Raw genomic sequence first — 25648 nt, forward strand, 5'->3', positions numbered from 1 at the left:
CTTTCAGGTCGCCTTGCCGGCGTCCATCTGTTCGAAAACGTGCTTGGCGATCTTGATGGCGTGATTGGCCGCGGGAACACCAGCATAAATCGCCACGTGCAGCAGCGCCTCGCAGATGTCATCTCGTGAGGCGCCGGTGTTGGCGGTGGCGCGTACATGCATGGCCACCTCTTCATCCTGGCCGAGCGCAGCAAGAAGCGCGATGGTGACGATCGATCGCTCACGGCGCGTCAGCGTCGGGCGCGACCAGACGTGGCCCCAGGCAGCTTCGGTGATTAGGTCCTGGAACGGCTTGTCGAAAGGCGTCGAACTCGCTTCGGCGCGATCGACATGGGCATCGCCCAGCACAGCACGGCGCGTCGCCATCCCTTGCTGAAAGCGCTCCGATGGCTGGTGGAGTTCACTCATGAGTTCTCTTCTCCATGCAATGCGAAATCGATGAACGCGCGGATGATTGCCGTCAGCGCTTCCGGCTGCTCCACGCAAGGGATATGGCCGGCGTCGCGAATGACCTCGAAGCGGGCATTGGGAATGAGCTTGGCGGTCTGCTTCACAAGGTCGGGCGGTGTCGAGCCGTCCTGATCCCCAACGATGCAGATCGTCGCAACGCCGATCTTGGCGGCAGCCTCCGTGTAGTCGGCGTCACGGATCGCCTCGCAGGTGGCGAGATAGCCTTCCACCGGCTGGCGCACGAGCATGTTGCTGTAACCGTGATAGGCCGTATTCTCGGGCCGCCGGAAGGCCGGCGTGAACCACAGCTTCATGACACCATCGACAATACTGCCGATGCCCTTGCTGGCAACGGTTGCAATCCGCGCATTCCAGCTTTCGGCAGTACCAATCTTGTGCGCGGTGTCGCAAAGGATCAGCCCCTGCACCATGTCGGGACGCGCCTTGTAGAGCGCCTGAGCAATCAACCCGCCCACCGAAAGACCGCAGATGAAGGCCTGCTTGACCGCCAAAAGATCGAGCAAACCGGCAAGATCGGAGGCATGGTCTTCGATCGAATAAGGAACCTGACCGACATCGGAAAGCCCGTGGCCGCGCTTGTCGTAAACAACGATCGCATAGTCCCCGGCCAGTCGCACGATCACGTCACGCCAGATGCGGAAATCGGTGCCAAGCGAATTGGCAAAGACAATGACCGGCTTGTCGGCGGGGCCGCCGATCAGCTGATAATGGATCGCGATGTCGTTGATACGAGCAAACTGCATGGCAAATCTCCTCTCCGCGCCCATCCCCATGCAAGCCGCAGTCGACCTGACGAAAAGATCCTGCACAGACCATGGTTCAAACTGGATGTTTAATTTGGTTAGGTAAAATGATATTTCGTGGCGTTTCGATAACTCCGGAGTTATGAAAAGCATGATCGACAATCGCGTCAAGTTTCGTCATCTGCAGACGTTTGTCGAGGTCGCTCGTCAGAAAAGCGTGATGAAGGCTGCCGAGCTGCTCAACGTCAGCCAGCCCGCGGTGACGAAGACGATCCGCGAGTTGGAAGAGGTGCTTGGTGTGGCCGTCTTCGAGCGCGATGGACGCGGCATCAGGATCACCCGCTATGGCGACGTCTTTCTCCGGCACGCGGGGGCGGCGCTGACGGCACTGCGCCAGGGGCTTGATTCGGTCTCGCAAGAGCGTTTCGGCGAGGCACCGCCGATCCGCATCGGCGCGCTGCCAACGGTATCGACGCGGATCATGCCGCGGGCGATGGAGCTCTTCTTGAAGGAGAACACCTGGAGCCGCATCAAGATCGTCACAGGCGAGAATGCAGTGCTTCTGGAGCAGTTGCGTGTGGGGGACCTTGATCTCGTCGTCGGGCGTCTTGCCGGAGCCGAAAAGATGGCCGGCTTCTCCTTCGAGCATCTCTATTCGGAGCAGGTCGTCTTTGCCGTTCGTGCCGGCCATCCGCTCCTTAAGTCGCGCCAGTCCCTATTCGCGAGCCTCAGCGAATACACAGTGCTGATGCCCACACGTGCCTCGATCATTCGCCCGTTTGTGGAAAGCTTTTTGATTGCCAACGGCGTGGCCAGTCTACCGAACCAGATCGAGACGGTTTCGGATTCCTTCGGCCGCGCCTTCGTGCGCTCGAGCAACGCCATCTGGATCATCTCGACAGGCGTCGTGGCGAGCGACATCGCCGACGGCTTGCTGGAAGTCTTGCCGATCGACACGAGCGAAACGAAAGGCCCGGTCGGATTGACAATGCGCACCGACGCCATCCCCTCGCTGCCGCTCTCTATCCTGATGCAGACATTGCGGGAAGCGGCAACCGAGATCGCCGCGAAGACCTAGCGACCCTGTTCCCGATACGGCCTGCGTGGTATCGTCCAGCTCGTGCAACTGCGCGTGGGAGCCACACTATGGGAAGTGCAGCCGCATTACATGGAACATGGCGAATGGTGTCTTGGAAACGAAAGACGGTTGCGTCCGGCACCGTTTCCGACGCGATGGGACCGGACCCGGTCGGTTTCTTATCGTATCAACCGGACGGCAGAATGATGGCATTGGTCGTCAGCAGTGAACGGCCCGTCTCTAACGGTAAGATGCCGACCGATTCCGAAAAGGTTGCTCTTTTCGATAGCATGCTCGCCTATGCCGGCACCTACACGTTCGATAACGGCCGCGTTATCCACCATGTCGATGCCAGCTGGAATCCGGCCTGGGGTGTCACCGACCTGGTCAGGCCATTCTCCATCGACGGCAGCAGGCTGATGATCAGCGGCGCGCCGGGTGTGGATCCCACGACTGGCGAGGAAGTCGTATACGAACTCGAGTTCCGAAAGATCTGAGAGCGGGCGAGCAGCGGTGGGACGCATTGACCACCGCCGCTCTCCATGCACCCTTCCGTGGATGGCGGAAGGGGAGCTAGTAGGGAAGACCGACGTAGTTTTCCGCAAGCGCCGTCGAGGCCGCATTTGAATGCGTGAGATAGTCGAGTTCAGCTTCCTGAATCTTTTGGTCGAAGTCACCGGTATCAGGAAACCGGTGCATCATCGTGGTCATCCACCAGGAGAAACGAACCGCCTTCCAAACTCGCGCGAGCGCCCTTTGCGAGTAGGCGTCAATGCCCGCGTTCGAGCGATCCTGGTAGTGCTCTATGAGGCCCGAAAACAGATAATGCACGTCGCTCGCGGCAAGATTGAGGCCTTTGGCACCGGTCGGCGGGACGATATGGGCTGCATCGCCGACCAGGAACATACGGCCAAAGCGCATCGGTTCGGCAACGAAGGAGCGCAGCGGCGCGATCGACTTCTCGAAGGAAGGCGCGGTAACAAGTGCCTCGGCATGGTGTGCAGGCAGACGTCGGCGCAGCTCGTCCCAGAAGCGGTCGTCGCTCCAGGCGTCGATTTTTTCGTCGAGCGGACACTGGATGTAATAGCGGCTGCGATGCTCAGAACGCATGGAACACAGCGCAAATCCCCGCGGGTGGTTGGCATAGATCAGTTCATGATTGACAGGAGCGACTTCAGCCAGAATTCCAAGCCAACCGAAGGGGTAAACCTTTTCGAATGTGCGCAGCGATTTTTCCGGCACCGCCTTGCGGCTGACGCCGTGAAAACCGTCGCAGCCGGCAATGAAATCGCAGTCTATCCGATGGGCGACGCCATCCTTTTCGTAGCTCACCTGGGGGGCCGTTCCATCGAAGCCGTGCGGCTGAACATTGGCCGCTTCGTAGATCGTCTTTGCGCCGCTGATCTCGCGCCGCTCCATCAAGTCTCGGGTGATTTCCGTTTGCCCGTAGACCATGACGCGCTTGCCGCCAGTCAGGCCAAAAAGGTCGATGCGGTGATCGCGCCCGTCGAAGGCAAGGGAGAAACCGTCATGCGGGAGACCTTCGGCATGCAGGCGCGTGCCTGACTTTGCCTCGTCGATGAGGCCGACGGTGCCTTCCTCGAGCACTCCAGCGCGCACGCGGCCAAGAATGTAGTCCTTCCCGACCCGATCCAGGATGATGTTGTCGATGCCGGCCTCTGTCAGCAATTGGCCGAGCAGAAGCCCTGATGGGCCGGAGCCGATGATGGCTACCTTGGTGCGCATGGCGTCCTCCCGCACTTGTCTTTTGTCAAATTGTGACGAGGCGCGACGCGATCAGCAATGGACAATTCCATCACGAAATTGCACTAATCGAACATGCGGCGGGCGGAGGCGGAAATGGCCAGGATTGTTCCGACATACGAGCTATACGGCGAGAACACCGGTCGAAAGCCAGATTTTTGGCTGCATTGCGAAACAATTCCATCGCGTAGCAGCCTGCATCATTGGGAGATCCGGCCCCATCGCCATGACAGTTTCTTTCAGATATTGCACATAGATAGCGGTTCCGGGGAGGTCATGTTCTCAGGCGTCCGGCGCGCGATCGAACCACAGTCGGTGATCACTGTTCCTCCCGGCGTCGATCACGGCTTTCGCTTTTCCAAGAACATCGACGGCTTCGTCATTACGGTGCTGAGTTCGCATCTGAAGGCGATACCCGGCGACCGCAGCAGGCTCGGCGAGTGGATGGCTTCTCCGCATCTGACGAAACTCGACATGGAAGATGAGGACGCACGCTACGTCGCGACTTGCCTGCAGCGGCTCGGGCACGAGTTTTCGCAACGGCGGGCCGGACGCAATGATCTGCTGGAGTCCTATCTGACGTCGGCCTTGCTACTGACAGCGCGCCTCTCTTCTGAAGGGCAGGAAGATCAGGCGGCCGCCGATGAGAATGAGCGACGCATGGAACTGCTTCACGGCCTGATACAGCGGCATTTCAAGTCGCATGAGCCGGCCGCCTTCTATGCCAGGGCGCTCGGCATCTCGCCGACCCACCTCAACCGGATCGTGCGCGCCACGACCGGCTACGGCGCGCATGAATTGATTGCCCGCAAGCTTCTCGATGAGGCAAAGCGCGAGTTGGTCTTCACCTTTGGCAGCGTCCAGGAGATCGCCTATCGCCTTGGTTTCTCGGATCCCGCCTATTTCTCGCGCTTCTTTCTCAAGCAGGCCGGCCAGACGCCCAGGTCATGGCGCATGGCGGAGCGAGCCAAGCTTGGCGTCTAGCTGCTATCTGACATCAGCATTTGCAAGCAACCTGCCTTAGGCATCGCTCGGCGCACGGACTATTCCCCGGCAAAACTGCGCTGGAGGTGAACGTCGATAGGAGTTGTCAGGCGTTGCTTTATCTGCCGTGAAGCGGCTTACTCGGGTGCGGCAATACGAATAGGGCGGGTTCCGACCGGCGCGCCGGTCGCGCGGTCGATGGTGACGGGATCGATCTCCGTTCCGGTCTCGGCGTCGAAGAAGCGCGTCACCTTGCCCCCGCCGCGGTGCTTGCGTCCCCAGGCGCCGATCGCAAACAGAACCGGCAGAAAGTCGCGACCTGCTTGCGTCAGCACATATTCGTCCCGGGGCGGACGGTCTGAATAGCGGCGTTTCTCCAGCAACCCCTCCTCGGTGAGGGCCGAAAGCCGCCCCGTCAGCATTGTCGGCGCAATACCGAGGCTCTTGCGGAAATCATCGAAGCGGGTCAGCCCCGTATGGGCGTCGCGCAGGATCAGCATGCTCCATGCGTCTCCCACAAGCGCCAGGCTGCGGGCGATCAGGCAGGGTTGGTCCGAAAGATTCTTCATGTCGATATCTTTTCAGTAGTGACTTGGTACTGATTTGATAGTAACTGATTGGTCATCGATGTTCCATGACAAAATGAAAGCGGAAGCCGATGAGTAAAAGAGAACGCGGCATTGCCCTAGTCACGGGCGCTTCCTCGGGCATTGGACTGGTGACGGCGCAAGCCCTGCGGCGCGATGGCTACCGTGTCTTCGGCACCAGCCGAAAGCCGATGGCCGATACGCCCGATGGGATCGCGATGCTGATCTGCGATGTCATCGACGACCAATCCGTGCAAAGCGTCGTCGACGAGGTTCTAAGCCGGGAAGGGCGGATCGATCTGCTCGTCAACAATGCCGGGATCGGCTTGCTCGGCGGGGCCGAGGAATCGACGACGGCGCAGGCGAAAGCGGTATTCGACGTCAACGTCTTCGGCACCATGCGAATGACGAATACGGTCCTGCCGGTGATGAGACGGCAGCGCCGAGGCCGGATCATCAACCTTAGCTCCATACTCGGGCTGATCCCGGCTCCCTATAACGCGCTCTACGCATCGACCAAGCACGCCATCGAAGGCTATTCGGAATCTCTCGACCACGAAGTGCGAACGCAGGGCATCCGCGTCGTGCTCGTCGAACCCGGTGTCACCCGCACCGCCTTCGAAGAGAACATCACGCGACCGGACCGACCGCTTGCCGTCTACGATGCGGCGCGCGCCAGCGCGCAGAGGCTGATGCGCGAAATCGTCGCGAAGGGCGATGCAGCCGAGGTGGTCGCCAGAGCCATCGTCCGGGCAGCCAACGCGGCATCGCCCAAGAGACGTTACACTGCCGGAAAAGCGGCAGGACAGATCCGCTTCATCCGCCGCTTTCTGCCCGAGTCCTTCGTCGACAAGAGCCTTCGCAAATTCAACAGGCTTCCCGATTGAGCGTTCATCGCTGCACGACCGGCGCTGCCGGCTCACACAGAAACGAAAGTTCGTATGATGAAAGCATTCCTGATCGATCGCTATAGGAAAGGCGGCGCCCTACAGCTCGGCCAAAGTCCTGAACCGCAGTTGCGTGACAACGACGTCATCGTCGAGATTCATGCCGCTGGCGTGAACCTTTTGGACGGCAAGATCCGGGACGGAGAGTTCAAACTGATCCTGCCCTACCGCCTCCCGCTGGTACTCGGTAACGATGTCGCCGGCGTTGTGGTCCAAGTGGGGGCCAATGTCCGACGATTCAAGCCCGGTGACGAGGTCTATGCCCGTCCGGCCCAGGATCGGATCGGCACATTTGCAGAGTATATCGCCATGGACCAGGCCGATGTAGCAATGAAGCCCGCCAATCTGACCATGGAAGAGGCAGCATCCATTCCGCTTGTCGCGCTGACGGCGTGGCAGGTGCTTGTGGAGCGAGCCAACTTGCGCAAGGGGCAGAAGGTTCTGATCCATGCCGGCTCGGGCGGCGTGGGCACGATCGCGATCCAGCTTGCCAAGCATCTCGGCGCATATGCGGCCGCGACCACGAGCACGGCAAATGTCGCTCTTGTGAAAAGTCTCGGCGCAGACGTCGTGGTCGACTACAAGAAGGATAATTTCGAAAAAGTGCTGCAGGGCTATGACGTCGTGCTGAACAGCTTAGGGAAGGAGACGCTGGACAAATCCCTTGCTGTTTTGAAAGCCGGCGGGAAGCTGATCTCGATTTCCGGTCCGCCCGATCCGGACTTTGCGAGGCAGAACGGCTCTGGCTGGCTCCTGCAACAGGTCATGCGCCTGCTAAGTTTCGGCATCAGGAGAAAATCGAAACGCCAGGGGACCAGCTACGCGTTTCTCTTCATGACAGCGAACGGCGGACAGCTTGGACAGATCACCTCCCTGATCGAGGCGGGTAACATACGCCCGGTGATTGATCAGGTCTTCCCGTTCGAGAGGACCAATGAGGCGCTGGATTATGTCGAAACGGGTCGTGCGAAGGGGAGGGTCGTTGTCGCGGTGAAGTGACGCCGGCTGATTGGCACAGACACCGCAAAGTCGAAGACATGCTCGCAAAACTCAAGAACAGTTGTCGCATTCGCACCCGATGTGAACGCTGCGAACATATCGTCTTCTCAAGTGCATACATAGCGCCTGCCAGCATCTTCTAGCTCTGATTTGTGAGCGCCGAGCCTAGCGCAGCACGAGGCGCAGCGCCTTTTGTGTCTCCCTGAGCAGTGGCAGGTAGCGAGCCGGCATGTCCGCGGCTGGCGCGTGCGCGGCCGGCGCACCGACGTTGATTGCCGCCACCGTTTGCCCGCGATCGTTCTCGACAGGAACTGCAATAGAGCAAAGGCCGATTTCCAGCTCCTGATCGATCACGGCGTAACCCTGCTCGCGCACGCGCCGGAATTCGGTCACCAGTTCCTCGACATCCGTCTTGGTGTTCGGCGTATTGGGCTTGAGGTCGGTGCGGGCAAGGATTGCTCTGGCGTCTGCCTCTGGGAGCGCTGCCAGCAGCACACGCCCCATCGAGGCACAGAAGGCGGGAAGACGGCTGCCAGGCGTCAGGTTGATCGACATGACACGACGCTGCGAGGCGCGCGCGATGTAGACGATTTCCGTGTTGTCGAGCACGGAGGCAGATGCGCTCTGCCCGGCTTTTTCTGACAGTTGATCCAGATGCGGCTGAATAAGGACGGGCAGGGGCGTTGCCGAGAGGTAGGCATGCCCGAGACGCAGGATCTTCGGCGTCAGGGCGAAGAACTTGCCGTCGTAGTCGGCATAGCCGAGCTCGGCGAGTGTCAGCAATGAGCGCCGAACCGTGGCGCGGTCGAGGCCAGTCAGCTTCGCGGCCTGCGCAATCGAAAGACGCTGGCGCGTCTCCTCGAAAGCTTCGATCACCTTCAATCCTCGAGCAAACCCGCTGACAAAATCAGTTTCACGCATCGCCGTTCTCCTCGCTATAGTTTGTGCGATATACGAACAAATGTCAAATAACGCACAAACTATTTGACGACGGTTTTGCGGAGGCGCTTATTGCGCGCATTCGACAGCAGATTGCGGGAGGCCATATGGCGAAGATCGTATCGTTGAAGGAAGCCGTCGCCGAGAACGTAAGGGATGGCGACACCGTCGCCATGGAGGGCTTCACCCATCTCATCCCCTATGCCGCCGGCCACGAGGTGATCCGCCAGGGCAAGAGGGACCTTTTTCTGATCCGCATGACCCCGGACATTCTCTACGACCAACTGATCGGGGTCGGAGCTGCGCGCGGCATGAAGTTCTCCTGGGGCGGTAATCCGGGCGTTGGCTCGTTGCACCGTTTCCGCGATGCAGTGGAAAATCAGTGGCCGCGGCCGCTGGAGATTGAAGAACACAGCCATGCCGCCATGGCCAATGCCTACGAGGCAGGCGCTGCGAACCTGCCCTTCGCGGCGCTGCGCGGCTACATCGGCGCCGATCTTCCAAAGGTCAATCCGAACATCAAAACCGTGACATGCCCGTTCACGGGCGAGGTCCTTGCCGCCGTTCCGGCCATTCGCCCCGATGTCACGATCATTCACGCGCTGCGGGCCGACCGCAAGGGCAACGTCCTGCTCGAAGGCATTGTCGGCGTCCAGAAGGAGGCGGTTCTCGCCGCCAGACGCTCGATCGTGACGGTCGAGGAGATCGTCGACGCGCTCGACCCGCCATCGCCGAACTCCGTCGTGCTGCCGACCTGGGCTGTAACCGCCGTCGCGAAAGTTCCAGGTGGCGCATTCCCGTCCTATGCACAGGGCTACTATCCGCGCTCCAATGCCTTCTACATCGCTTGGGACGAGATCGCCCGCGATCGCGACACCTTCCTGAACTGGATCGACGAGAACGTCATGCAGGCAAGCCCCGAAGACTTCGCCAAGCATGCCAAGAAGGTTGCGTGAGGAGGCCAGGATGAACGACTTTACCCCCACCGAAATGATGACCATTGCCGCAGCGCGCGCGCTGACCAATGACGATGTCTGCTTCGTCGGCATCGGCGCACCGTCGGCCGCCTGCAACGTTGCACGCCTGACCCATGCACCGGATATCACGCTCATCTACGAGAGCGGCACGGTCGGTACGAAGCCGGATGTGCTGCCGCTCTCGATCGGCGATGGCGAACTTTGCGACACCGCACTGTTTACCGTCTCGGTGCCGGAAATGTTCCGCTACTGGCTGCAGGGCGGCCGCATCACCACCGGCTTCCTCGGCGGTGCCCAGATCGACAGGTTCGCCAACCTGAACACCACGGTCGTCGGTCCCTATGACCATCCCAAGGTTCGCCTGCCGGGCGGCGGCGGGGCGCCGGAGATCGCCAGCAATTGCGGCCAGATCTTCATCACCATGGCGCTTTCCAAGCGTGGCTTCGTGGAGAAACTACCCTTCATCACCTCGATGGGTCACGGCGAAGGCGGCAATCACCGAGAGCGCCTCGGCATGAAGACCAAGGGCCCGACCCGCGTTATCACCGATCTGTGCATTCTCGAGCCGGCTCCGGTGACGAGAGAACTCACCGTTGTCTCGATCCATCATGGCGTCAACCGCGAGCAGATCGTCGAGAACTGCGGCTGGGCGATCAAGTTCGCCGACCATGTGATCGAGACGCCTGTTCCAACCGAAATCGAACTTGCGACGCTGCGCGACATCAATGCGCGCACCAAGAAAGCCCATCAGGGCAACAAGGAGGCCGCGTAGAATGGCTGACGCTTACATCTGTGACTATATCCGCACGCCGATCGGCCGCTTTGGCGGCTCGCTCTCGACCGTTCGCGCCGATGACCTCGGCGCCGTGCCACTGAAGGCGCTGCTGGGGCGCAACGGCAAGGCCGATTGGGAAGCCGTCGACGACGTCATCTTCGGCTGCGCCAACCAGGCTGGCGAGGACAACCGCAACGTTGCCCGCATGTCGTCACTGCTCGCTGGCCTGCCCGTCTGCGTATCCGGCACAACAATCAACCGCCTATGCGGTTCGGGTATGGATGCCGTGATTGCGGCAGCCCGTGCGATCCGTGCCGGCGAGGCGGACCTGATGATTGCCGGCGGCGTGGAGAGCATGTCGCGCGCACCCTTCGTCATGCCGAAAGCCGAGACAGCCTTTTCGCGCAATGCCGAGATCTACGACACCACGATCGGCTGGCGCTTTATCAATCCCCTGATGAAGCAGCAGTACGGCGTCGACTCGATGCCGGAGACGGGCGAAAACGTCGCCGAGGACTACAAGGTCTCGCGCGAGGACCAGGACGCCTTTGCCGTTCGCAGTCAGGCCAAGGCCGCCGCCGCGCAGGCCAATGGCCGGCTGGCAAAGGAGATCACCTCCGTCTCCATCGCCCAGCGCAAGGGCGAACCCGTGATCGTTGAGAAGGACGAACATCCGCGCGCAACGACGATGGAAGCGCTTGCCAAGCTTTCCACTCCCTTCAGGAAGGAAGGCGGAACGGTGACGGCCGGCAACGCATCCGGCGTCAACGATGGCGCTGCTGCCCTTGTCATCGCGAGCGAGGCCGCTGCCAGGAAACATGGGCTGACGCCAATCGCCCGCATCCTTGGCGGAGCAACCGGCGCCGTGCCGCCGCGTATCATGGGCATCGGCCCTGTTCCAGCCTCGCGAAAGCTGATGGCCCGGCTCGGAATGACACAGGACCAGTTCGATGTGATCGAACTCAACGAGGCCTTTGCGTCGCAGGGGCTGGCAGTTCTGCGCGAACTCGGCATTGCCGATGACGACGGCCGCGTCAACCGAAATGGCGGGGCGATCGCGCTTGGCCATCCGCTTGGCATGTCCGGCGCGCGCATCACCGGCACCGCTGCGCTCGAGCTGCGCCAAACCGGTGGACGCTATTGTCTCTCGACCATGTGCATCGGAGTCGGTCAGGGAATTGCAATTGCCCTCGAGCGGGTCTGAAATGTTGCAAAAAGGAAACGGCGGGGATGCCGCGCCGTTTCCGCTCGGCGCCTGTCTTACGGCATCAACTGGCCACCATTAACCTCGACGATCTGTCCGGTCACGTAGCCTGAGAGCGTCGGAGAAGCGAGGAAGAGATAGGCGCCGACACAATCCTCGGGCGTCCCGACGAACCCCATCGGAATGGATTTGCGTTGGATCTCCATCTGCTCGTCGTTCGTATAGCGATCATGAAACGGCGTGGCGATAACACCGGGCGCCACCGCATTGACACGGATGCGATCGGGAACGAACTCCTTGGCATGGCCGCGGGTAATGGTCGAGACGAACCCCTTTGACGCAGCATAGAGCACGGCACCGTTGCCACCGCCGTTGCGCGCCGCAATCGAGGTCGTGTTGATGATGAAGCCGCCCTGTTTCTTCAGCCAGGGATGGGCTGCGCGCGTGGCGGCAAGCACCGAGCGCGCGTTCAGATCCATGACCTTCGTGTAGTGTTCGTCGGTATATTCGGCGGTCGGCTTGCGGCCAAGCATGCCGCCGGCATTGTTGATCAGCCCGTCGAGATGCCCGAAGGTTCTGGCCGTCTCCTCGACGACGCGTTCCGTCTCGCCCTCCTGCGATACGTCGCCATGAACGAGGTGCACGGTACCACCAGCTGCCCGTATTTCGTCGGCAAGCGCTTCAGCGGGCTCCCGGCTTGCATTGTAGTGAATGCCGACTTTCATCTCCTGGGCGGCAAAGGCGCGCGCAAGCGCTGCCCCGATACCAGTCGAAGCGCCGGTGATCAGCACCGCCTTGCCGGCAAGGTCCGGAATTTTGATGGATGCAAGCAATTGAGCAAGATTTGCCATGGCAGCGATAGCCTCCAGGAAATTGATGGGACGGGTAAAGGGCAAGTTGGTTGCAGGGAGCTTATCAGCCACCATCGACACCCGGCAATGCCATATCCGCTATGGCGCCAGATCGAGTTCCGGATAGTGCCGAAAGATCCCTTCCTCGTTAAAGGCGAGCCGGCGTTCCGACCGTAAATACGCGGCGATGTTCGGCCGCTTGGCGACGGCATCGTGCAGCCCTGTCAGCCCCGGATAGTTGGCCGCATAGGCATTCATGGCTTTCGGAAAGGCATACCGCAGACCCTCAATCACCTGAAATAGCGACAGATCGACGTAGCTCAGCGTATCGCCGACGATGTAGCTTGATCCCCTTTGATTTTGTTGCAGCACTTGTTCGAAGTAACCGAGAAATTTCGGAATGCGTTCAACGATAAAAGCTTGGGAGCGGGCTTTTGCCGCTTCCTTCTGATCCTCGTAGTAGAGCGATGTCGCGATGGGGTGATGCGTGTCGTGCACCTCCGCCACCAGATCCGTGATCGTCAGCTGCAAGCCGTTGGCGACATAACGCAGCTTTTCATCGTCCGGCGCGAGACCGAGTTTCGGACCGAGATAGAAAAGAATGTTGGCCACATGCGAGACAATAAGCTCGCCATCTTTGAGAAACGGTGGCGCGAATGGAATGTGGGGTTCATTCTTGCTCCTCATAAGCTCCAGCATGGCGCCCGTGCCCATCCCGCGTCCGGACTGTCTGGACACGTCGACATAGTCCGCCAGGGCGTCTTCCAACGCCAGGCGCACGAACTCGCCACGGCCTTGAATACCATCCCAATAATAGAGTTCATAGGCCATGAGTTCCTCCCGGTGGCCAGCATCAGTCATCAGTGATGCGTATGCTGCTCGTTGCGCTTGCGGGTCGCAGCGGCCTTCTTTGCAGAAGCGGAGCGCTCGGCTGCGGAACGCGATGCGGAGGCGGCACCGCCTTTGCGCCCACCCTTTTCGGCTGCCTCGTGGGTATCCTTCTTGCCCCGGCCGGAACCGGATTTGTTGCCGCCGCCGCTTTCCTTGTTGACCGTCGCCCACGCCCGTCGTTCGGCCTCCTTGGTGGAAACGCCGCGTTCTTCGTAGCCTTCCTCGATGTGTTCGGCCTTGCGTTTTTGCTTGTCCGTATAAGCGGATTTATCGCCTCTTGGCATGACTGCTTCCTTTCTGACAAAAAAAGGCAACCAACAACTTCGTGAAAAGTTCCAGCGACGCGGCAATGCGCGGGTGGCCGCCTGGCGACTTTGAAAAGAGGCACTCCGACCCCGTCGGCCTATTTGCGATAGTACTTGCGCGACGCCGCCATCATCTTTTCGAAGGTGCGAAAATGCAGCGCAGACCGTGTGTCAGGGAAGAACAATGCGACCAGGCTGTCGATCGCATAGACAAGGATCAGGGCGAGGGCCAGATAGGTGATAGCGGCGATGACGAGAACGGTCATTCTACCCTCAACGGCGCAATGAAGGGATAGCACTCCCGATACGAACAAGGATGTGCGAGGGAGCTTCCGCTCATGCTGATACTCCCACTGCCGCTATCAACATCCGAGCGGGAGTTTGGTTCCATTGCCAATTGCCGCCGCAGCATTTTTTCCGCTACGTCAAAGCTATGCGGGTTCATCTGTGGTTCGTCCCCCGAAGCGCCCTTCGCGCTCCCTTGGAAATCGATAGAGCAGAAGCAATGCAATCATGTGACGCAGGGCGCCACCGTGATCCTCCGTCACAGTCGAAACCAGATGGTCACGCCGATTTGCGGCCGGCTGTTTTCTTCGGAGCCGCAACCTTCGCGGCGCCATTTGCTTTTGGAGTGGAGGCGGCGCGCTTGCGCGACTTCACTTCCTTGCCATCCAGAGATGCGGCGGACCCTTCAAGCGCCTGGCGCTCGGCCCGGGCTTGCTCCCAATGTGCGAAATCTCGTCCCGCTGGCCGCCCTTCCTCTTCCCAAAGCGCATAGGCACGTTTCCTGATCCACTCTTCGCGCGTTTCTGTCATCGCCGATCTCCTCAGATAATGCCCGTGGTCTAACGCGACACTGGCGCCAGAGTTCCAGAGGAATGACGCTGATTCAAGCAATTTTTGACACGCTGCAAAAAGAAATTCTGCATTGCAGCATTCAGCCATTGAACAGCGCGCGCATTTTTGCTTCCCCGCGAACGATTTGACGCAAGAAAGGCGGGCCACTTCACGCCCATGGGTGCACAATTGAACGTCGCAGCTTTAGCGTTATAGTTCAATGCAATGTTTTATCTCATATCGACCTATTGGCCGCATATTCTATTCGTTGTTTCGCTCGCCATGGGCGCCGCGGCAGCGATCCACGCAGCCATGACCAAGGAGGAGGTGCGCGCTGCGATCGGCTGGGTCGGCGTGATCATCCTCTCGCCGATCATCGGCGCCGTACTCTATGCGCTCGCCGGCATCAATCGGATCCGCCGCGCTTCGCTCAGCCTTCGGCGCGATGCCCTGATCCCCGAAGCGGACCTCGATGAGCTGGAAAGCTTCGACGCCGACACCGATATCGTCATCAGCGGTTTCGGCCGTCGCTTCGCCGCCCTCCAGACGCTCGGTGACCGCGTCGCCCGCAATCCGCTCGCAACCGGCAACGCGATCGACATGCTGGAGACGGGCGACGACTGCTATGGCGCAATGAAGGCGGCGATCGACAGCGCCAAGCGGAGCGTTCTCCTTGAGACTTACATCTTTGACCGTGATCCAATCGGACTGAGGATAGCCGATTCCCTCATTGCCGCGGTTAAGCGGGGTGTCGAGGTACGCGTGCTGATCGATGCCGTCGGCGCCCGCTATTCCGTGCCGAGCATACTCGGTTACCTTGCCGATGGCGGCGTTACCGTCTCAGTCTTCAATGGAAACGTCATCATCGGGTTGCGTTTGCCCTATGCGAACCTGCGCACCCACCGCAAGATCCTCATTGCCGATGGCCGCATCGCGCTGACGGGCGGCATGAACATCCGGGCAGGTTTCACACGCGAAATGGCCGGAGAGAACTTCGCCCGCGACACCCATTTCAGCGTCACCGGGCCTGTTGTCGCCGATCTCCTCAACGTCGCGGCCGAGGACTGGCGCTTCACTACCGGAGAGATCCTGCAAGGGGAGGCATGGCGAACCGCGATGCCCGAACGGCAGCCCGGCGATCCCGTCTTCATCCGCGTCGTGGCCTCCGGGCCCGACAGAAGCATCGAGACGAACCACAAGATGCTGATGGGCGCCTTCTCCATTGCGCGCAAGTCGATCCGCATCATGTCCCCCTACTTCCTGCCGGACCGCGAGCTGATCAGTGCACTGGCGACAGCGGCACGACGTGGTGTCGAGGTTGATATCATCGTTCCGGCTGTCAACAACCTCGTTTTGGTCGACCGGGCGATGACCGCGCAATTCGATCAGATCCTCAGCAGCTATTGCCGCATCTGGCGCTCCAACGGCGCCTTCAGCCACTCCAAACTGCTGTCGATCGACGGGGTCTGGTCCTATGTCGGGTCGTCCAACCTCGATCCGAGATCGCTGCGGCTGAATTTCGAGATCGACCTGGAGGTGCTGAACGAAGGCTTTGCCAACGAAATCGACGAGCGTATCGACGAAGCCATCAAATCGGCTTCGCCGGTCACGCTGCAGGGGCTACGCGCGCGTCCTTTCGCAGTCCGGCTGATTGAGAAGGTCCTGTGGCTCGGATCGCCTTACTTGTAGCGGATTTCTGGGGTTATGACGTGGCAACTTCCAATGCCCGGCCTATAATCCGGTTAGAACCTCTTCGATCAACGGGGCGCCAGCAAACTCCGATGCATGCCAGAAAAGAAAGCCTGCCGGCCAAAATACTTGCGTCGATCCGCAATCGAAAAAAGCGGTTGGATGCGGCGCATTCGGAGGAAGAACCGCGCTCGGATGGCACTCTAATAGCTTCCTACAACGTCCACAAATGCGTCGGCAACGACCGGCGCTTCGACCCGGAACGCACCAGCCGCGTCATCCACGAAATCGATGCCGATGTGATCGCGCTGCAGGAAGCCGACACCCGATTTGGCGAGCGTACGGGCATTCTCGATCTTGGCAGATTGGAACGGGAGACCGGACTGATCCCGGTGCCGGTTAACGGCATGGCAAAGGCTCACGGCTGGCACGGCAATGTTGTGCTCTTCAAGAAGGGGTTGGTCCGCGATGTTCACCAGATCAACCTCCCTGGGCTGGAGCCGCGCGGCGCGCTTGTTGCCGAGCTTGATCTGGAGAGCGGCGGGGCCTTGCGCATCATCGCCGCCCATTTCGGCCTGCTTCGCCATTCGCGCGCGCAACAGGCCAAGATGCTGGTCGAGCTGATGGCCAGGAAGAGCGAGGTCCCGACCATCCTGCTCGGCGACCTCAATGAATGGCGACTTGGCGACCGTTCATCGTTGCACACGTTCCAGTCCGCGTTTGGTCCGCAGCCTATGGCAGTTCCAAGCTTTCCTGCACGACTTCCCGTGCTCGCTCTCGATCGTATCATGGCAAACCGCAAGGGCGTCGTGACAGCAGTCGAAGCCCACGACACGCCGCTCGCCCGCGTCGCTTCCGATCACCTGCCGGTCAAGGCAGTGGTCAATCTCAAGCGGGTGGAGGCGCTGAGCACGAAGAGCTAGCCTTCATCGACAATCTCAGCGCTGCCTTTTGTCTCCACATCGCACGGCACCGTCGTGATCGCGGTCGAAGCCTTGACACTGCCTGCGATCATGGCAGGTTTCTGCTCATCTCGACAGACACCTTGGACGAGGAGGTTGCGTGGTGCTTGTGGCCGGGGCTTTGCGACATGGGGCCGATGTGTTGCGTGGGCGTACATCGGCGGCGATTGCCGCCGCGATGACAAAAGGCAGGGTCGCGTGGTTGGCGACGGGCCTCGCCATCGCGCTTTTGCCGGCATCCGCCCGGGCCGAGGCCCCTCCGCCCCAGACTGCAGCCTCAAAGCAACAGATTGAGAAGCTCGTCGAAACGTGGAGGCAGTACTACCACAAAGCCGACAGCCTGCGCGACCGGCGGCAAGCCTTCGAAGACCTGATGGAATCCACTCCCGAGCCGACGCGCGTCCAAATCAGGTCCGTCGATGCCGGCGGTGTCGATGCGCAGCTCATCTGGCCGGCAAGACTGCATCATCCGCTCGGCCGGAGAGCCATTCTCTATGTTCACGGCGGCGGCTTTTACAGCGGTTCGCTGCGCACGCACCGAGCAATAGCCGGCGCGCTGGCCAAGGCAGCGTCAGCCGATGTGCTTCTCATCGACTACCGGCTCGCGCCCGACAACCCGTATCCCAATCAGATCGATGATACGTTGACCGCTTATCGGTGGCTGCTCGACTCCGGCTACGAGAACGACAACATCGTGCTCGTCGGTGAATCCGTCGGCGGGAACCTGGCGATTGAAGCCACGCTGCGGCAGATGCGAGTGAGGGGACCGCTACCCGCGGCCGTGGTTGCCATGAGCCCGCTCACCGACCTGGCCGCCACAGGCGCTTCTTTGATGGCGAACGCCAGCACCGATCCGCTGATCGACGCAGCTCAACTGGATCTCATACGCAAGGCCTATCTCGGAACACGCTCGCCCGCTGATCCCATGGTGTCGCCCCTTTACGGCGATATGACCGGGTTTCCGCCATTGCTTATGCAGGTCGGTTCGGGCGAGGCGCTTCTGGACGACACCTTGCGGTTGGCCGATACGGCCCGAAAGGCCGGCGTCGATGTCGAGACCGAGATCTGGCCCGGCATGATCCATCAGTGGCAGCTCTTCCCATTCTGGATCGATGACGCAAGAAAGTCGAACCAGCGCATTGCGGATTACGCGATCAAACATTTTGCTGACAAGCCACAACCGTAGTTTGCCCGATATCGGTACAACGGACGGCCATCGCGCCTTTCCAAGTAATTGATATAGCTATATATTTTTCCGATCGTCGAGCGAAGCAGCCGACCGCTTCGAAATTTGGCTGGCCCTTTCCACTTCGCTCGTCCTCCAGCACCGATCTGGTTCCGGCAAGGTTTTCGGTTCGTCCAGGCGCGCCGGCAGCCCCACTTTGCCTTTCGTGGTCGCAGGCGCGTAAGCTGGTTTCGCCTGCTTCTGAAACGAGTAGTCTGGCCATCTACCTTTGATGTGCCATCGCCACCCGTTCTTCTTTCGCCTGCTCGACGGTTCGATTCCGCGCGCTGGAAGCAGCCATATTCAAAGTTTGTCTGCCCCCATCAATCGAGATGCTGTGTAAGATTTCCCCATTCGAACCAGAGAGATCTTAGCTCAATCGGGCGGCGCTCGGGTCTCCTGGATGCCTTAGGGAACAGCATGGATCTGCAAAAAATCAAGACGCTACTTGACTTCGTCGGGCGTTCAGGTGTCTCGGAGCTGACGGTTAGGGAAGCCGGCACGACTATCATTGTCCGCAATCCACCGGCCTCGTCTCAACCCAGTCCAGCGACGCAATGGGAAAGTGCGCGGATCGCGCCGGCGGCACCGGAAGGACAGCCAGACCGGAGCTATGTTCACGCGCCACTGTCCGGCGTCGTGCACCAGTCCAACAGCCCCGGCGCCGCGCCGCTCGTCGCAGCCGGGGATGCCATCGAGGCGGGGCAGGCGCTCTGCATCGTCGAAGCCATGAAGGTCTTCACCACAGTTCCAGCGCCCTTCAGCGGGGTCGTCAAGCGCATTTTCTTCGAAGACGGGCAGGAAGTGAGCTTCGGCGATCCGCTCGTGGAGATCGGCTGATGCGCGCGCCCCTTCACGCCGCCCGGCAAGGCGGCCATTCCTTCACGTCCGTATTGATCGCCAATCGCGGCGAAATCGCCGCTCGCATCCGGCGCGCCTGCCTCGAACTGGGGCTGCGCCCGATCCTCGTCGCGTCCGAGGCCGACCGGACCACGGGTGCCCCGGGCGAAAAGGGCGGCCCGCTCTCGATCGGACCATCGGCGCCGGCGCGAAGCTATCTCAACCAGGCCGCCATCCTGCTTGCGGCGCGCGTCACGGGCGCCGAGGCAGTCCATCCGGGTTATGGGTTCTTGTCGGAAAATGCCGACTTTGCCGAGGCGGTCGAGAAGGCGGGACTGGTCTTCATAGGCCCGCCCGCTTCGGCGATCCGCATCATGGGCGACAAGATCGCTGCCAAGCGAGCGATGATGGCAGCCGGCGTGCCTTGCGTGCCTGGGCCGGGTGAGCCGCTGCCGGGGGATGCCGAGGCCGTGCGCGCCATCGCAGAAGAGATCGGCTATCCGGTCATCGTCAAGGCGGCCGGCGGCGGGGGCGGGCGCGGCATGCGCGTCGTGCGCGAGAGCGCCGAGGTCGCCGATGCGATCACCATCACCCGCGAAGAGGCGCGCCGCGCTTTCGGTAAGCCGGAGCTCTATATGGAGAAATTCCTGGAGCATCCGCGCCATGTCGAGTTCCAGGTGCTCTGTGACAATCACGGCAATGCCGTCTGGGTCGGTCATCGTGACTGCTCCATCCAACGGCGGCACCAGAAGGTTGTGGAGGAGGCGCCCGCGCCCGCCATTGCGCCGGAACTGGCGCAGAGGATCGGTGAGCGCTGTGCGGAGGCCTGCCGGCAGATCGGCTATCGCGGCGTCGGCACGTTCGAATTCCTTTACGAGCACGGTGAATTCTACTTCATAGAGATGAACACCCGCTTGCAAGTCGAGCACCCCGTCACGGAGATGACGGCTGGTGTCGACCTCGTGCACGAGCAGTTGCTAACAGCGCAGGGGGAGCTGCTCAGTCCGTCCCGCTTCCGCGGCGAGGCGCACGGCCATGCCTTCGAGTGCCGCATCAATGCGGAGGATCCCGCCACGTTCGTTGCCGCACCCGGACGCATTACAGCGGTGCGCTTCCCGAGCGGACCGGGAATTCGCGTCGATACGCATGTGTCAGCCGGATACCGCGTCTCTCCCTACTACGATTCCCTGATCGCCAAGCTGATCGTCCATGCACCAACCCGTGCGGCGGCGATCCGGCGCATGCAGGTCGCCTTGTCGGAAACTCGCATTGAGGGCATCTCCACCAACCTCCCGCTGCACGAGAGGATCTTCGCCGATGCCGATTTCGTCCGGGGCTGTGTCGATATCCATCATCTCGAAAAACGGCTGAGGGAGGAACCCCGTGTCCAGGCGTGACCGCTCGGCAGGCAGAAACACGATCGGCGATCTCTCCGATCCCGCTCTCATCTCCACGCTCACCGGGTGGCTGGAAGCCTCCGGCGCGCGCGAGCTGGAGATTCTCACGCAGGATGGCGGGGCGCTGAAGATTGTTCTTAGTCCCGGTGCGCGCTCAGCGCACGCCCTTGAAACCGCCCCGGAGGTGCGCGCAACCCTGCCCGAAGGCTGCGCTATCAAGGCGCCGATGGCCGGCTTCTTCCGCAGCACGCATCCTGGCGGCGCCGACGCTTCGCCGCTTGCCAGCGAGGGTCGGGCGGTCGAAGCAGGCGCCATTGTCGGCTTCGTCGAGGTTGGGCCACTGCTCTTGCCCGTCACCGCGCCCGAAGGGTTCGTCGTCGCCGAAATCCATGCCCGCACCGGAGACCTCGTCGGCTACGGCGATGCTATTCTGACGACGGAGTCCACCCGATGAACCTCCCGCAATCGACCACGTTCGCGTCACCCGCCTCAATCGTGCCGGACACAGACGCACTGGCGAAAATTTCCTTCATCGGCACGCGTGCCTTCCTCATGGAAGCGCCCGGCGCCTTCGACCTGCCGAACCAGCGGCGCATCTGGGCGCTCTCCCGCGCCCTCGAAGTTCGAGAGGAGGTCGCCGAAATCGTGCCGGGCATGACGAACCTGCTGGTGATCCTCAAGGAGACGCCGGAGACACCGGACATTATTGTTCACCAGCTTCAGGAGGAATGGAAGCGGGCACGCAGCGTCGACCTAGCCGGCCGGGACATCGAGATCGTCGTGACCTACGGCGGCGAACATGCGACGGACCTGCCGGCGCTGTGCGACCTTTCCGGCCTCAGCGACCGCGAGGTCGTGCGTATCCATCACGAAGGCACCTACCGCGTCTTCGCCCTCGGCAGTGCACCGGGCTTCGGCTATCTCTACGGGCTCGATCCGCGCATCCATATGCCGCGCAAGACCGTACCCTCGCTCAGCATGGCGCGAGGCTGCGTGACGATCGGCGGCATGCAGACGGGCGTTGCGGTGCTGACGGGACCGAATGGCTGGAATTCCATCGGCTTTGCCGAACTCCAGATGTTCGACCCTCTCGCGGCCACGCCGGCCATGATGGCCCCTGGCGACACTGTGCGTTTCCGTCCCGAAAGGATCGAATTGTGATCGATATCGTCGCAACAGGGCCGCTGAATACCATCCAGGACCTTGGCCGTCCGGGCTATCGCAATATCGGGGTTACGGCGTGCGGCGCGATGGATCCACTTGCGCTTTTGATCGGCAATATCCTCGTCGGCAATGCGCCAGAGGCTGCGGGCATCGAAGTACAGACCTTTCCTTTCAGCGTGCGCTTTGCCGCGCGAAGTGCTTTCGCCGTCACCGGCGCGGATTGCCGGGCGACGCTCGACGGGATCAACCTGCCGCCCTGGTGGGCTGCGCAAGCCAAGGCCGGTCAGGTATTGGAACTGTCGCCACCGCTCAAGGAGGCAAGAGCCTATCTCAGCCTTGCCGGTGGTATGGATGTTGCGCCTGTGATGGGCTCGCGGAGCACGTCGCTGCGCGGCGGTTTTGGCGGTCTTAACGGCAGGGTTCTTGCAACAGGCGACAAGGTTGCAACGGGCGCGGCGGCGGGAGCCTGTCTTCCAAAGGGCGGATTCGGCGTCGTTCCTCCGGCGGTGGCGTTGAAGGACGCCTTTCCCGTCGGTGAGGGCGGCTCGTTCATGATCCGCGCCCTGCCAGCGGGTGAGCATGATCTTTTCGGCGCCGATGTTGAGCGCTTCTGGAGCCAGCCCTGGAAGATCTCGGCGCGCAGCGACCGGACCGGTTATCGGCTAAGCGGCGATCCGATCCATCCGGTGGAGACGGTGGAGATGCGCTCGCACGGCGTGGTTCCCGGCGTCGTCCAGGTGCCACCGGCAGGTGAGCCGATCGTCCAGATGAGCGACGCCAATACGGCGGGCGGCTATCCGAAGATCGCGGGTGTCATCGAGGCCGATCTCTGGCGACTGGGGCAAGCGCGCATCGGCTCGATGCTGCGTTTCGTACCGGCCACGCATGCGGAAGCGAAGGCCATTGAGGGGGCGCTTGCCGCCTATATCGAGGACGTCAGGCAGACCGCCCGGCTGGTCAGCCAGGCGCTTAGCGCGATGGCATAGGGAGAATTTCATGAAGGTGGATCTCAATTCCGACATGGGCGAGGGTTTCGGTCCCTACCGGCTCTGCGACGACGAGGCGATGATGGATATCGTCACTTCCGCGAACATCGCCTGCGGCTTCCACGCCGGCGATCCCGAAACGATGGCGCGTATGGTGCGCCTTGCACGGGAGAGGGGAGTGGATGTAGGCGCGCATCCGGGCTTGCCCGACCGGCAGGGTTTCGGCCGCCGCGAACTCCCCTTCGGCCCTGACGAGCTGCGCCAGCAGCTGCTCTACCAGCTCGGCGCGCTGATCGCGATCGCCAAGGCAGAGGGTGTGACGGTTTCCCATCTCAGCTTCCACGCTGCGATGGGAAACATGGTCAACCGTGACCCGGTGCTCGCTGCCGCAATGATGGCGGCGATCCGTACGGTCGACCCCGATCTTATCGTTTTTGGCACGGCCGGCAGCATCATCGAGCGCGCCGCGATTGAGGCCGGGCTGAAAACGCTGACCCTCTTCCTTGCCGACCGCGCCTATGACGCGGAAGGAAAGCTCGTGCCGCGCGGCCAACTGGGCGCACTTGTCAAGGACGAGGCCGCAGTGCGCACCCGCGTGCGGCAATTCCTCCTCGACGGTACTGTCACCGCCATCGACGGAGCCGTCATTCCCATGCGCGCGCGTTCCATCCTCGTGCACAGCGATACGCCGGGCTCGCTCGACCTCGCTCGCACCGTCCGCAGCGAGATCGAGGCGGCCGGCGGTGCGGTGACGCCTGTTTCCAAGCTCCTGTGATGAATGCCATCGCCAATCCCTCATCCGTTTCATCGAAAGCAACGATCATGCCCGCCATTGCCGACCGTCTGAAGAACGTTTCCGTTTCCGCCTCCGCCGCCATGACGCAGCGCGCCCGCGACCTTGCGGCAAAAGGTATCAAGGTCATCAGCCTTTCCTCCGGCGAACCCGATTTCGCAACGCCAGCCAATGCCATCGAAGCGGCCCATGCGGCGGCCCTTGCCGGAGATACGAAATATCCGCCGCTCGACGGCACGCCGGCGCTTCGCCAAGCCATCGCCCGCAAGTTCAAGCGGGACAACAATCTTGATTACGATCCCTTTGAGATCGTCGTTGCCGGCGGCGGCAAGCAGATCATCTTCAATGCCGTGATGGCCACCTGCAACCCGGGCGACGAGGTCGTTATCCCATCGCCCTCCTGGATCAGCTATGCGGATATCGTGAAGTTAGCCGGCGGCATACCAGTGCCGGTCGATTGCCCACAACAGAACGGGTTCAAGCTGCGTGCCGACGATCTCGATGCGGCGATTACCCCGCGCACAAAATGGCTGTTCCTCAACTTCCCGAACAACCCGACGGGCGCTGCCTGCTCGCGGGCGGAGATGAAGGCCATCGCAGAGGTAATGCTCAAGCACCCACATGTCTGGATCATGACCGACGACATGTACGAGCACCTCATCTATGACGGTTTCGAATTCTGCACCATTGCAGAGGTCGAACCACGTCTCAAGGATCGCGTACTGACGGTCAACGGCGCCTCAAAGGCCTATGCTATGACCGGCTGGCGGCTCGGCTTCTGTGGCGGGCCAAAGGACCTCATAAAGGCGATCAGCAATGTCAACGGCCAAAACAGTGGCGGTACGTCGACCATCACCCAGGCCGCTGTCGCAGCTGTGCTTGACGGTCCACAGGACCTGCTCAGGGAACGGGCGGCGATCTACCGGGAGAGGCGCGACTTCGTCGTCGCCCGGCTTGGCGAGATCGAGGGCATCCGCTGCCACAAGCCCGAAGGGGCGTTCTACGTCTTCCCGAACATCGCCGAACTCATCGGCCGCACGAGCAGCGGCGGGCGAAAGATCGAGACAGACACCGATTTCGTGCTGGCGCTGCTCGACGAGCATCACGTGACGACCGTGCAGGGCGCAGCCTATGGCATGAGCCCTTTCTTCCGTATTTCCTATGCCACGAGCATGCAACAGCTGGACGAGGCCTGCGGACGCATCGCCGAATTCTGCTCTGGCCTGCGCTAACCTTGCCCCTTGAGGCGTGCGGTAAGGTCCATGAGGATCGACCGCACGGCAAGCGCAGGCTCCGACAGCTCGCTCTGGTCGGAAACGCACAGCGACAGTGCTTCCTCAATCTTCGGCGCGATCATGCGCGAGACAAGCGGTTCGGAAGATTCCGCGATGATCCGCTCGACGATGGCGCGTGGCATGATGGTCGCGCCGACGCCGCCTGAAACCGCCCGCGCCAATGTGCGGACAACTTCCACTTCCGCCACGACGTTGAGGGAGACGCGGGCGCGAGTGAAGGCGAGATCGATGGCGCGGCGCACAAAATTGTAAGGCGGCGGCAGGAGAAGCGGCAGGTCGTTGAGCGCGCTCACCGGCAGCGGCGCCTCGCCTGGCTCGATGCGGAAATCGCGGTGGGCGACGAGACGGAACTCCTCGACGAAAACGGGCTCGAAGCGCACACCCTTGATCGGCCCCGTGCCGTGGATCAACGCCATTTCCAGCCGACCGTTCATGATCATCTGGCTGTAGGTCTGCCCGACGCTTTCGGTGAGGTGCAGCAGGATGCCGGGATGGCGTTTGCGCGTTTCAGTAAGGAGATCGACGGAGAGCGTCGCCGCGCTCGAAAAGGGCACGAGGCCGACCGAGACGCGCCCGACGAGCGTCGAGCCGGCAGCCTTCACGTCGGCTTGCGCCTGCTCCATCTGACGCAGGACGATCTGAGCATGGCGGTAGACGGCCTTGCCGGGCTCCGTCATGGAGACGCCCTGCTGACTGCGGATCAGGAGCTTCTGTCCAAAGTGCTCCTCCAGCGCGGCAAGCTGCTGGCTGAGTGCGGGCTGGGCGATGTGCAAAACGTCGGCGGCACGCGTAATGCTGCCGGTGTCGACGATGACGATGAAGGACTTGAGACGCCTGGTATCCATATGCGAGCCTGTCTTGTTTGGCCTCGCATGTTACAGGCCGAAGAGGCGGCGGCAAGCCCATAAGCCTTGCTTATCCATCCAGATTCAAACGGTCTTATCC

At 61.4% G+C, this 25648-nt stretch carries 29 protein-coding genes; 18 read left to right on the top strand and 11 right to left on the bottom strand.

Annotation, left to right across the window (positions count from 1 at the left end; translation table 11 throughout):
• Nucleotides 1–3: 3 nt before the first annotated feature.
• Nucleotides 4–408, bottom strand: a complete 405-nt coding sequence (gene pcaC / locus FHT71_RS00330) for a 4-carboxymuconolactone decarboxylase (RefSeq protein WP_183718628.1) — start codon at nt 406–408, stop codon at nt 4–6.
• A complete protein-coding gene (gene pcaD, locus FHT71_RS00335; protein WP_183718630.1) occupies nt 405–1214 on the bottom strand; it encodes a 3-oxoadipate enol-lactonase in 810 nt (269 codons plus the stop codon). The genes pcaC and pcaD overlap by 4 nt, the downstream gene beginning before the upstream one ends.
• A gap of 151 nt (nt 1215–1365) precedes the next feature.
• Here pcaD and pcaQ point away from each other — a divergent pair, with 151 nt between their 5' ends.
• Nucleotides 1366–2292, top strand: coding sequence for a pca operon transcription factor PcaQ (gene pcaQ, locus FHT71_RS00340; protein WP_183718632.1), 927 nt, complete (start codon nt 1366–1368; stop codon nt 2290–2292).
• Between the two features lie 68 nt (nt 2293–2360).
• Nucleotides 2361–2789: a lipocalin-like domain-containing protein gene (locus FHT71_RS00345; protein ID WP_132588211.1), complete on the top strand. Its 429-nt coding sequence runs from the start codon at nt 2361–2363 to the stop codon at nt 2787–2789.
• A 76-nt stretch (nt 2790–2865) separates the two neighbouring features.
• Here the strand turns inward: FHT71_RS00345 and pobA are convergent, their stop codons facing one another.
• On the bottom strand, nt 2866–4038 hold the full coding sequence (pobA, locus tag FHT71_RS00350) for a 4-hydroxybenzoate 3-monooxygenase (RefSeq protein WP_132588210.1): 1173 nt from the start codon (nt 4036–4038) through the stop codon (nt 2866–2868).
• Nucleotides 4039–4152: 114 nt separating this feature from the next.
• Here pobA and FHT71_RS00355 point away from each other — a divergent pair, with 114 nt between their 5' ends.
• On the top strand, nt 4153–5040 hold the full coding sequence (locus tag FHT71_RS00355; RefSeq protein WP_183718634.1) for a helix-turn-helix domain-containing protein: 888 nt from the start codon (nt 4153–4155) through the stop codon (nt 5038–5040).
• A 137-nt stretch (nt 5041–5177) separates the two neighbouring features.
• Here the strand turns inward: FHT71_RS00355 and FHT71_RS00360 are convergent, their stop codons facing one another.
• On the bottom strand, nt 5178–5609 hold the full coding sequence (locus tag FHT71_RS00360; RefSeq protein ID WP_132588208.1) for a helix-turn-helix domain-containing protein: 432 nt from the start codon (nt 5607–5609) through the stop codon (nt 5178–5180).
• 89 nt (nt 5610–5698) lie between these two features.
• On the opposite strand from FHT71_RS00360, the gene FHT71_RS00365 reads away from it, so the two are divergent.
• Both FHT71_RS00365 and FHT71_RS00370 read left to right on the top strand, forming a co-directional pair.
• Nucleotides 5699–6514 (top strand): oxidoreductase, encoded by an 816-nt coding sequence (locus tag FHT71_RS00365; protein WP_183718636.1) that lies wholly within the window; start codon nt 5699–5701, stop codon nt 6512–6514.
• Nucleotides 6515–6571: 57 nt separating this feature from the next.
• Nucleotides 6572–7573, top strand: a complete 1002-nt coding sequence (locus FHT71_RS00370) for an NADP-dependent oxidoreductase (protein ID WP_183718771.1) — start codon at nt 6572–6574, stop codon at nt 7571–7573.
• Nucleotides 7574–7738: 165 nt separating this feature from the next.
• Here the strand turns inward: FHT71_RS00370 and FHT71_RS00375 are convergent, their stop codons facing one another.
• On the bottom strand, nt 7739–8494 hold the full coding sequence (locus FHT71_RS00375; protein ID WP_183718638.1) for an IclR family transcriptional regulator C-terminal domain-containing protein: 756 nt from the start codon (nt 8492–8494) through the stop codon (nt 7739–7741).
• A gap of 125 nt (nt 8495–8619) precedes the next feature.
• On the opposite strand from FHT71_RS00375, the gene FHT71_RS00380 reads away from it, so the two are divergent.
• Genes FHT71_RS00380 through pcaF form a run of 3 tightly spaced genes read left to right on the top strand, consistent with a single transcriptional unit; the run spans nt 8620 to nt 11468 of the window.
• Nucleotides 8620–9468, top strand: coding sequence for a CoA transferase subunit A (locus tag FHT71_RS00380; RefSeq protein ID WP_183718640.1), 849 nt, complete (start codon nt 8620–8622; stop codon nt 9466–9468).
• Nucleotides 9469–9478: 10 nt separating this feature from the next.
• The gene (locus tag FHT71_RS00385) at nt 9479–10261 is read left to right on the top strand and encodes a CoA-transferase subunit beta (RefSeq protein ID WP_132588204.1); all 783 of its coding nucleotides are present in this window, start codon (nt 9479–9481) and stop codon (nt 10259–10261) included.
• 1 nt (nt 10262) lies between these two features.
• A complete protein-coding gene (gene pcaF, locus FHT71_RS00390) occupies nt 10263–11468 on the top strand; it encodes a 3-oxoadipyl-CoA thiolase (RefSeq protein WP_132588203.1) in 1206 nt (401 codons plus the stop codon).
• Nucleotides 11469–11524: 56 nt separating this feature from the next.
• On the opposite strand, the gene FHT71_RS00395 is transcribed toward pcaF, so the two are convergent.
• From FHT71_RS00395 to FHT71_RS00415, 5 genes are all read right to left on the bottom strand, one after another.
• Nucleotides 11525–12319 carry an SDR family NAD(P)-dependent oxidoreductase gene (locus FHT71_RS00395; RefSeq protein WP_132588202.1) on the bottom strand — a complete coding sequence of 265 codons (795 nt, stop codon included), beginning with the start codon at nt 12317–12319 and terminating at the stop codon, nt 11525–11527.
• Between the two features lie 99 nt (nt 12320–12418).
• Nucleotides 12419–13150, bottom strand: a complete 732-nt coding sequence (locus tag FHT71_RS00400; protein WP_132588201.1) for a glutathione S-transferase — start codon at nt 13148–13150, stop codon at nt 12419–12421.
• 29 nt (nt 13151–13179) lie between these two features.
• Nucleotides 13180–13494: a plasmid stabilization protein gene (locus FHT71_RS00405; RefSeq protein WP_183718642.1), complete on the bottom strand. Its 315-nt coding sequence runs from the start codon at nt 13492–13494 to the stop codon at nt 13180–13182.
• Between the two features lie 119 nt (nt 13495–13613).
• The gene (locus tag FHT71_RS00410) at nt 13614–13781 is read right to left on the bottom strand and encodes a hypothetical protein (RefSeq protein ID WP_183718644.1); all 168 of its coding nucleotides are present in this window, start codon (nt 13779–13781) and stop codon (nt 13614–13616) included.
• A gap of 298 nt (nt 13782–14079) precedes the next feature.
• Complete coding sequence (locus FHT71_RS00415; protein WP_132588199.1) at nt 14080–14331, bottom strand: DUF2934 domain-containing protein; 252 nt, start codon at nt 14329–14331, stop codon at nt 14080–14082.
• A 246-nt stretch (nt 14332–14577) separates the two neighbouring features.
• Here FHT71_RS00415 and FHT71_RS00420 point away from each other — a divergent pair, with 246 nt between their 5' ends.
• The 10 genes from FHT71_RS00420 (at nt 14578) to FHT71_RS00465 (ending at nt 24640) form a co-directional block, all read left to right on the top strand.
• Nucleotides 14578–16041, top strand: a complete 1464-nt coding sequence (locus tag FHT71_RS00420; protein WP_183718646.1) for a phospholipase D-like domain-containing protein — start codon at nt 14578–14580, stop codon at nt 16039–16041.
• 92 nt (nt 16042–16133) lie between these two features.
• Entirely contained in the window at nt 16134–16964 is an 831-nt protein-coding gene (locus FHT71_RS00425; RefSeq protein WP_183718648.1) for an endonuclease/exonuclease/phosphatase family protein, read from the top strand.
• Between the two features lie 139 nt (nt 16965–17103).
• On the top strand, nt 17104–18189 hold the full coding sequence (locus tag FHT71_RS00430; protein ID WP_245505398.1) for an alpha/beta hydrolase: 1086 nt from the start codon (nt 17104–17106) through the stop codon (nt 18187–18189).
• Nucleotides 18190–18648: 459 nt separating this feature from the next.
• Nucleotides 18649–19068, top strand: coding sequence for an acetyl-CoA carboxylase biotin carboxyl carrier protein subunit (locus FHT71_RS00435; RefSeq protein ID WP_183718650.1), 420 nt, complete (start codon nt 18649–18651; stop codon nt 19066–19068).
• Nucleotides 19068–20465: an acetyl-CoA carboxylase biotin carboxylase subunit gene (locus FHT71_RS00440; protein WP_183718652.1), complete on the top strand. Its 1398-nt coding sequence runs from the start codon at nt 19068–19070 to the stop codon at nt 20463–20465. Before FHT71_RS00435 ends, FHT71_RS00440 begins: the two co-directional genes overlap by 1 nt.
• Entirely contained in the window at nt 20452–20919 is a 468-nt protein-coding gene (locus FHT71_RS00445; RefSeq protein WP_132588195.1) for an acetyl-CoA carboxylase biotin carboxyl carrier protein subunit, read from the top strand. Before FHT71_RS00440 ends, FHT71_RS00445 begins: the two co-directional genes overlap by 14 nt.
• Nucleotides 20916–21626, top strand: coding sequence for a 5-oxoprolinase subunit PxpB (gene pxpB, locus FHT71_RS00450; RefSeq protein ID WP_132588194.1), 711 nt, complete (start codon nt 20916–20918; stop codon nt 21624–21626). Before FHT71_RS00445 ends, pxpB begins: the two co-directional genes overlap by 4 nt.
• The gene (locus tag FHT71_RS00455; protein ID WP_132588193.1) at nt 21623–22615 is read left to right on the top strand and encodes a biotin-dependent carboxyltransferase family protein; all 993 of its coding nucleotides are present in this window, start codon (nt 21623–21625) and stop codon (nt 22613–22615) included. Before pxpB ends, FHT71_RS00455 begins: the two co-directional genes overlap by 4 nt.
• A gap of 10 nt (nt 22616–22625) precedes the next feature.
• Entirely contained in the window at nt 22626–23390 is a 765-nt protein-coding gene (locus FHT71_RS00460; protein WP_183718654.1) for a 5-oxoprolinase subunit PxpA, read from the top strand.
• Nucleotides 23391–23437: 47 nt separating this feature from the next.
• Complete coding sequence (locus FHT71_RS00465; protein ID WP_183718656.1) at nt 23438–24640, top strand: pyridoxal phosphate-dependent aminotransferase; 1203 nt, start codon at nt 23438–23440, stop codon at nt 24638–24640.
• Here the strand turns inward: FHT71_RS00465 and nac are convergent.
• Nucleotides 24637–25548 (bottom strand): nitrogen assimilation transcriptional regulator NAC, encoded by a 912-nt coding sequence (gene nac, locus FHT71_RS00470; RefSeq protein WP_183718658.1) that lies wholly within the window; start codon nt 25546–25548, stop codon nt 24637–24639. The two genes, FHT71_RS00465 and nac, sit on opposite strands and share 4 nt — an antisense overlap.
• Between the last annotated feature and the right edge of the window lie 100 nt (nt 25549–25648).

This window comes from Rhizobium sp. BK060 (genome assembly GCF_014193145.1).
Taxonomy (GTDB): Bacteria; Pseudomonadota; Alphaproteobacteria; order Rhizobiales; family Rhizobiaceae; genus Rhizobium.

What these genes read in the sequence shown, in the direction of transcription:
- FHT71_RS00370 (WP_183718771.1), top strand. Translation starts at nt 6,572, where the DNA reads ATGAAAGCATTCCTGATCGATCGCTATAGGAAAGGCGGCGCCCTACAG.
- FHT71_RS00425 (WP_183718648.1), top strand. Translation starts at nt 16,134, where the DNA reads ATGCATGCCAGAAAAGAAAGCCTGCCGGCCAAAATACTTGCGTCGATC.
- FHT71_RS00345 (WP_132588211.1), top strand. Translation starts at nt 2,361, where the DNA reads ATGGGAAGTGCAGCCGCATTACATGGAACATGGCGAATGGTGTCTTGG.
- pcaD (WP_183718630.1), bottom strand. Translation starts at nt 1,214, where the DNA reads ATGCAGTTTGCTCGTATCAACGACATCGCGATCCATTATCAGCTGATC.
- FHT71_RS00365 (WP_183718636.1), top strand. Translation starts at nt 5,699, where the DNA reads ATGAGTAAAAGAGAACGCGGCATTGCCCTAGTCACGGGCGCTTCCTCG.
- pcaF (WP_132588203.1), top strand. Translation starts at nt 10,263, where the DNA reads ATGGCTGACGCTTACATCTGTGACTATATCCGCACGCCGATCGGCCGC.
- FHT71_RS00410 (WP_183718644.1), bottom strand. Translation starts at nt 13,781, where the DNA reads ATGACCGTTCTCGTCATCGCCGCTATCACCTATCTGGCCCTCGCCCTG.
- FHT71_RS00375 (WP_183718638.1), bottom strand. Translation starts at nt 8,494, where the DNA reads ATGCGTGAAACTGATTTTGTCAGCGGGTTTGCTCGAGGATTGAAGGTG.
- FHT71_RS00435 (WP_183718650.1), top strand. Translation starts at nt 18,649, where the DNA reads ATGGATCTGCAAAAAATCAAGACGCTACTTGACTTCGTCGGGCGTTCA.
- FHT71_RS00400 (WP_132588201.1), bottom strand. Translation starts at nt 13,150, where the DNA reads ATGGCCTATGAACTCTATTATTGGGATGGTATTCAAGGCCGTGGCGAG.
- FHT71_RS00415 (WP_132588199.1), bottom strand. Translation starts at nt 14,331, where the DNA reads ATGACAGAAACGCGCGAAGAGTGGATCAGGAAACGTGCCTATGCGCTT.
- FHT71_RS00360 (WP_132588208.1), bottom strand. Translation starts at nt 5,609, where the DNA reads ATGAAGAATCTTTCGGACCAACCCTGCCTGATCGCCCGCAGCCTGGCG.
- FHT71_RS00460 (WP_183718654.1), top strand. Translation starts at nt 22,626, where the DNA reads ATGAAGGTGGATCTCAATTCCGACATGGGCGAGGGTTTCGGTCCCTAC.
- FHT71_RS00405 (WP_183718642.1), bottom strand. Translation starts at nt 13,494, where the DNA reads ATGCCAAGAGGCGATAAATCCGCTTATACGGACAAGCAAAAACGCAAG.
- FHT71_RS00420 (WP_183718646.1), top strand. Translation starts at nt 14,578, where the DNA reads ATGTTTTATCTCATATCGACCTATTGGCCGCATATTCTATTCGTTGTT.
- pxpB (WP_132588194.1), top strand. Translation starts at nt 20,916, where the DNA reads ATGAACCTCCCGCAATCGACCACGTTCGCGTCACCCGCCTCAATCGTG.
- FHT71_RS00465 (WP_183718656.1), top strand. Translation starts at nt 23,438, where the DNA reads ATGCCCGCCATTGCCGACCGTCTGAAGAACGTTTCCGTTTCCGCCTCC.
- nac (WP_183718658.1), bottom strand. Translation starts at nt 25,548, where the DNA reads ATGGATACCAGGCGTCTCAAGTCCTTCATCGTCATCGTCGACACCGGC.
- pobA (WP_132588210.1), bottom strand. Translation starts at nt 4,038, where the DNA reads ATGCGCACCAAGGTAGCCATCATCGGCTCCGGCCCATCAGGGCTTCTG.
- pcaC (WP_183718628.1), bottom strand. Translation starts at nt 408, where the DNA reads ATGAGTGAACTCCACCAGCCATCGGAGCGCTTTCAGCAAGGGATGGCG.
- FHT71_RS00395 (WP_132588202.1), bottom strand. Translation starts at nt 12,319, where the DNA reads ATGGCAAATCTTGCTCAATTGCTTGCATCCATCAAAATTCCGGACCTT.
- FHT71_RS00440 (WP_183718652.1), top strand. Translation starts at nt 19,068, where the DNA reads ATGCGCGCGCCCCTTCACGCCGCCCGGCAAGGCGGCCATTCCTTCACG.
- pcaQ (WP_183718632.1), top strand. Translation starts at nt 1,366, where the DNA reads ATGATCGACAATCGCGTCAAGTTTCGTCATCTGCAGACGTTTGTCGAG.
- FHT71_RS00355 (WP_183718634.1), top strand. Translation starts at nt 4,153, where the DNA reads ATGGCCAGGATTGTTCCGACATACGAGCTATACGGCGAGAACACCGGT.
- FHT71_RS00385 (WP_132588204.1), top strand. Translation starts at nt 9,479, where the DNA reads ATGAACGACTTTACCCCCACCGAAATGATGACCATTGCCGCAGCGCGC.
- FHT71_RS00380 (WP_183718640.1), top strand. Translation starts at nt 8,620, where the DNA reads ATGGCGAAGATCGTATCGTTGAAGGAAGCCGTCGCCGAGAACGTAAGG.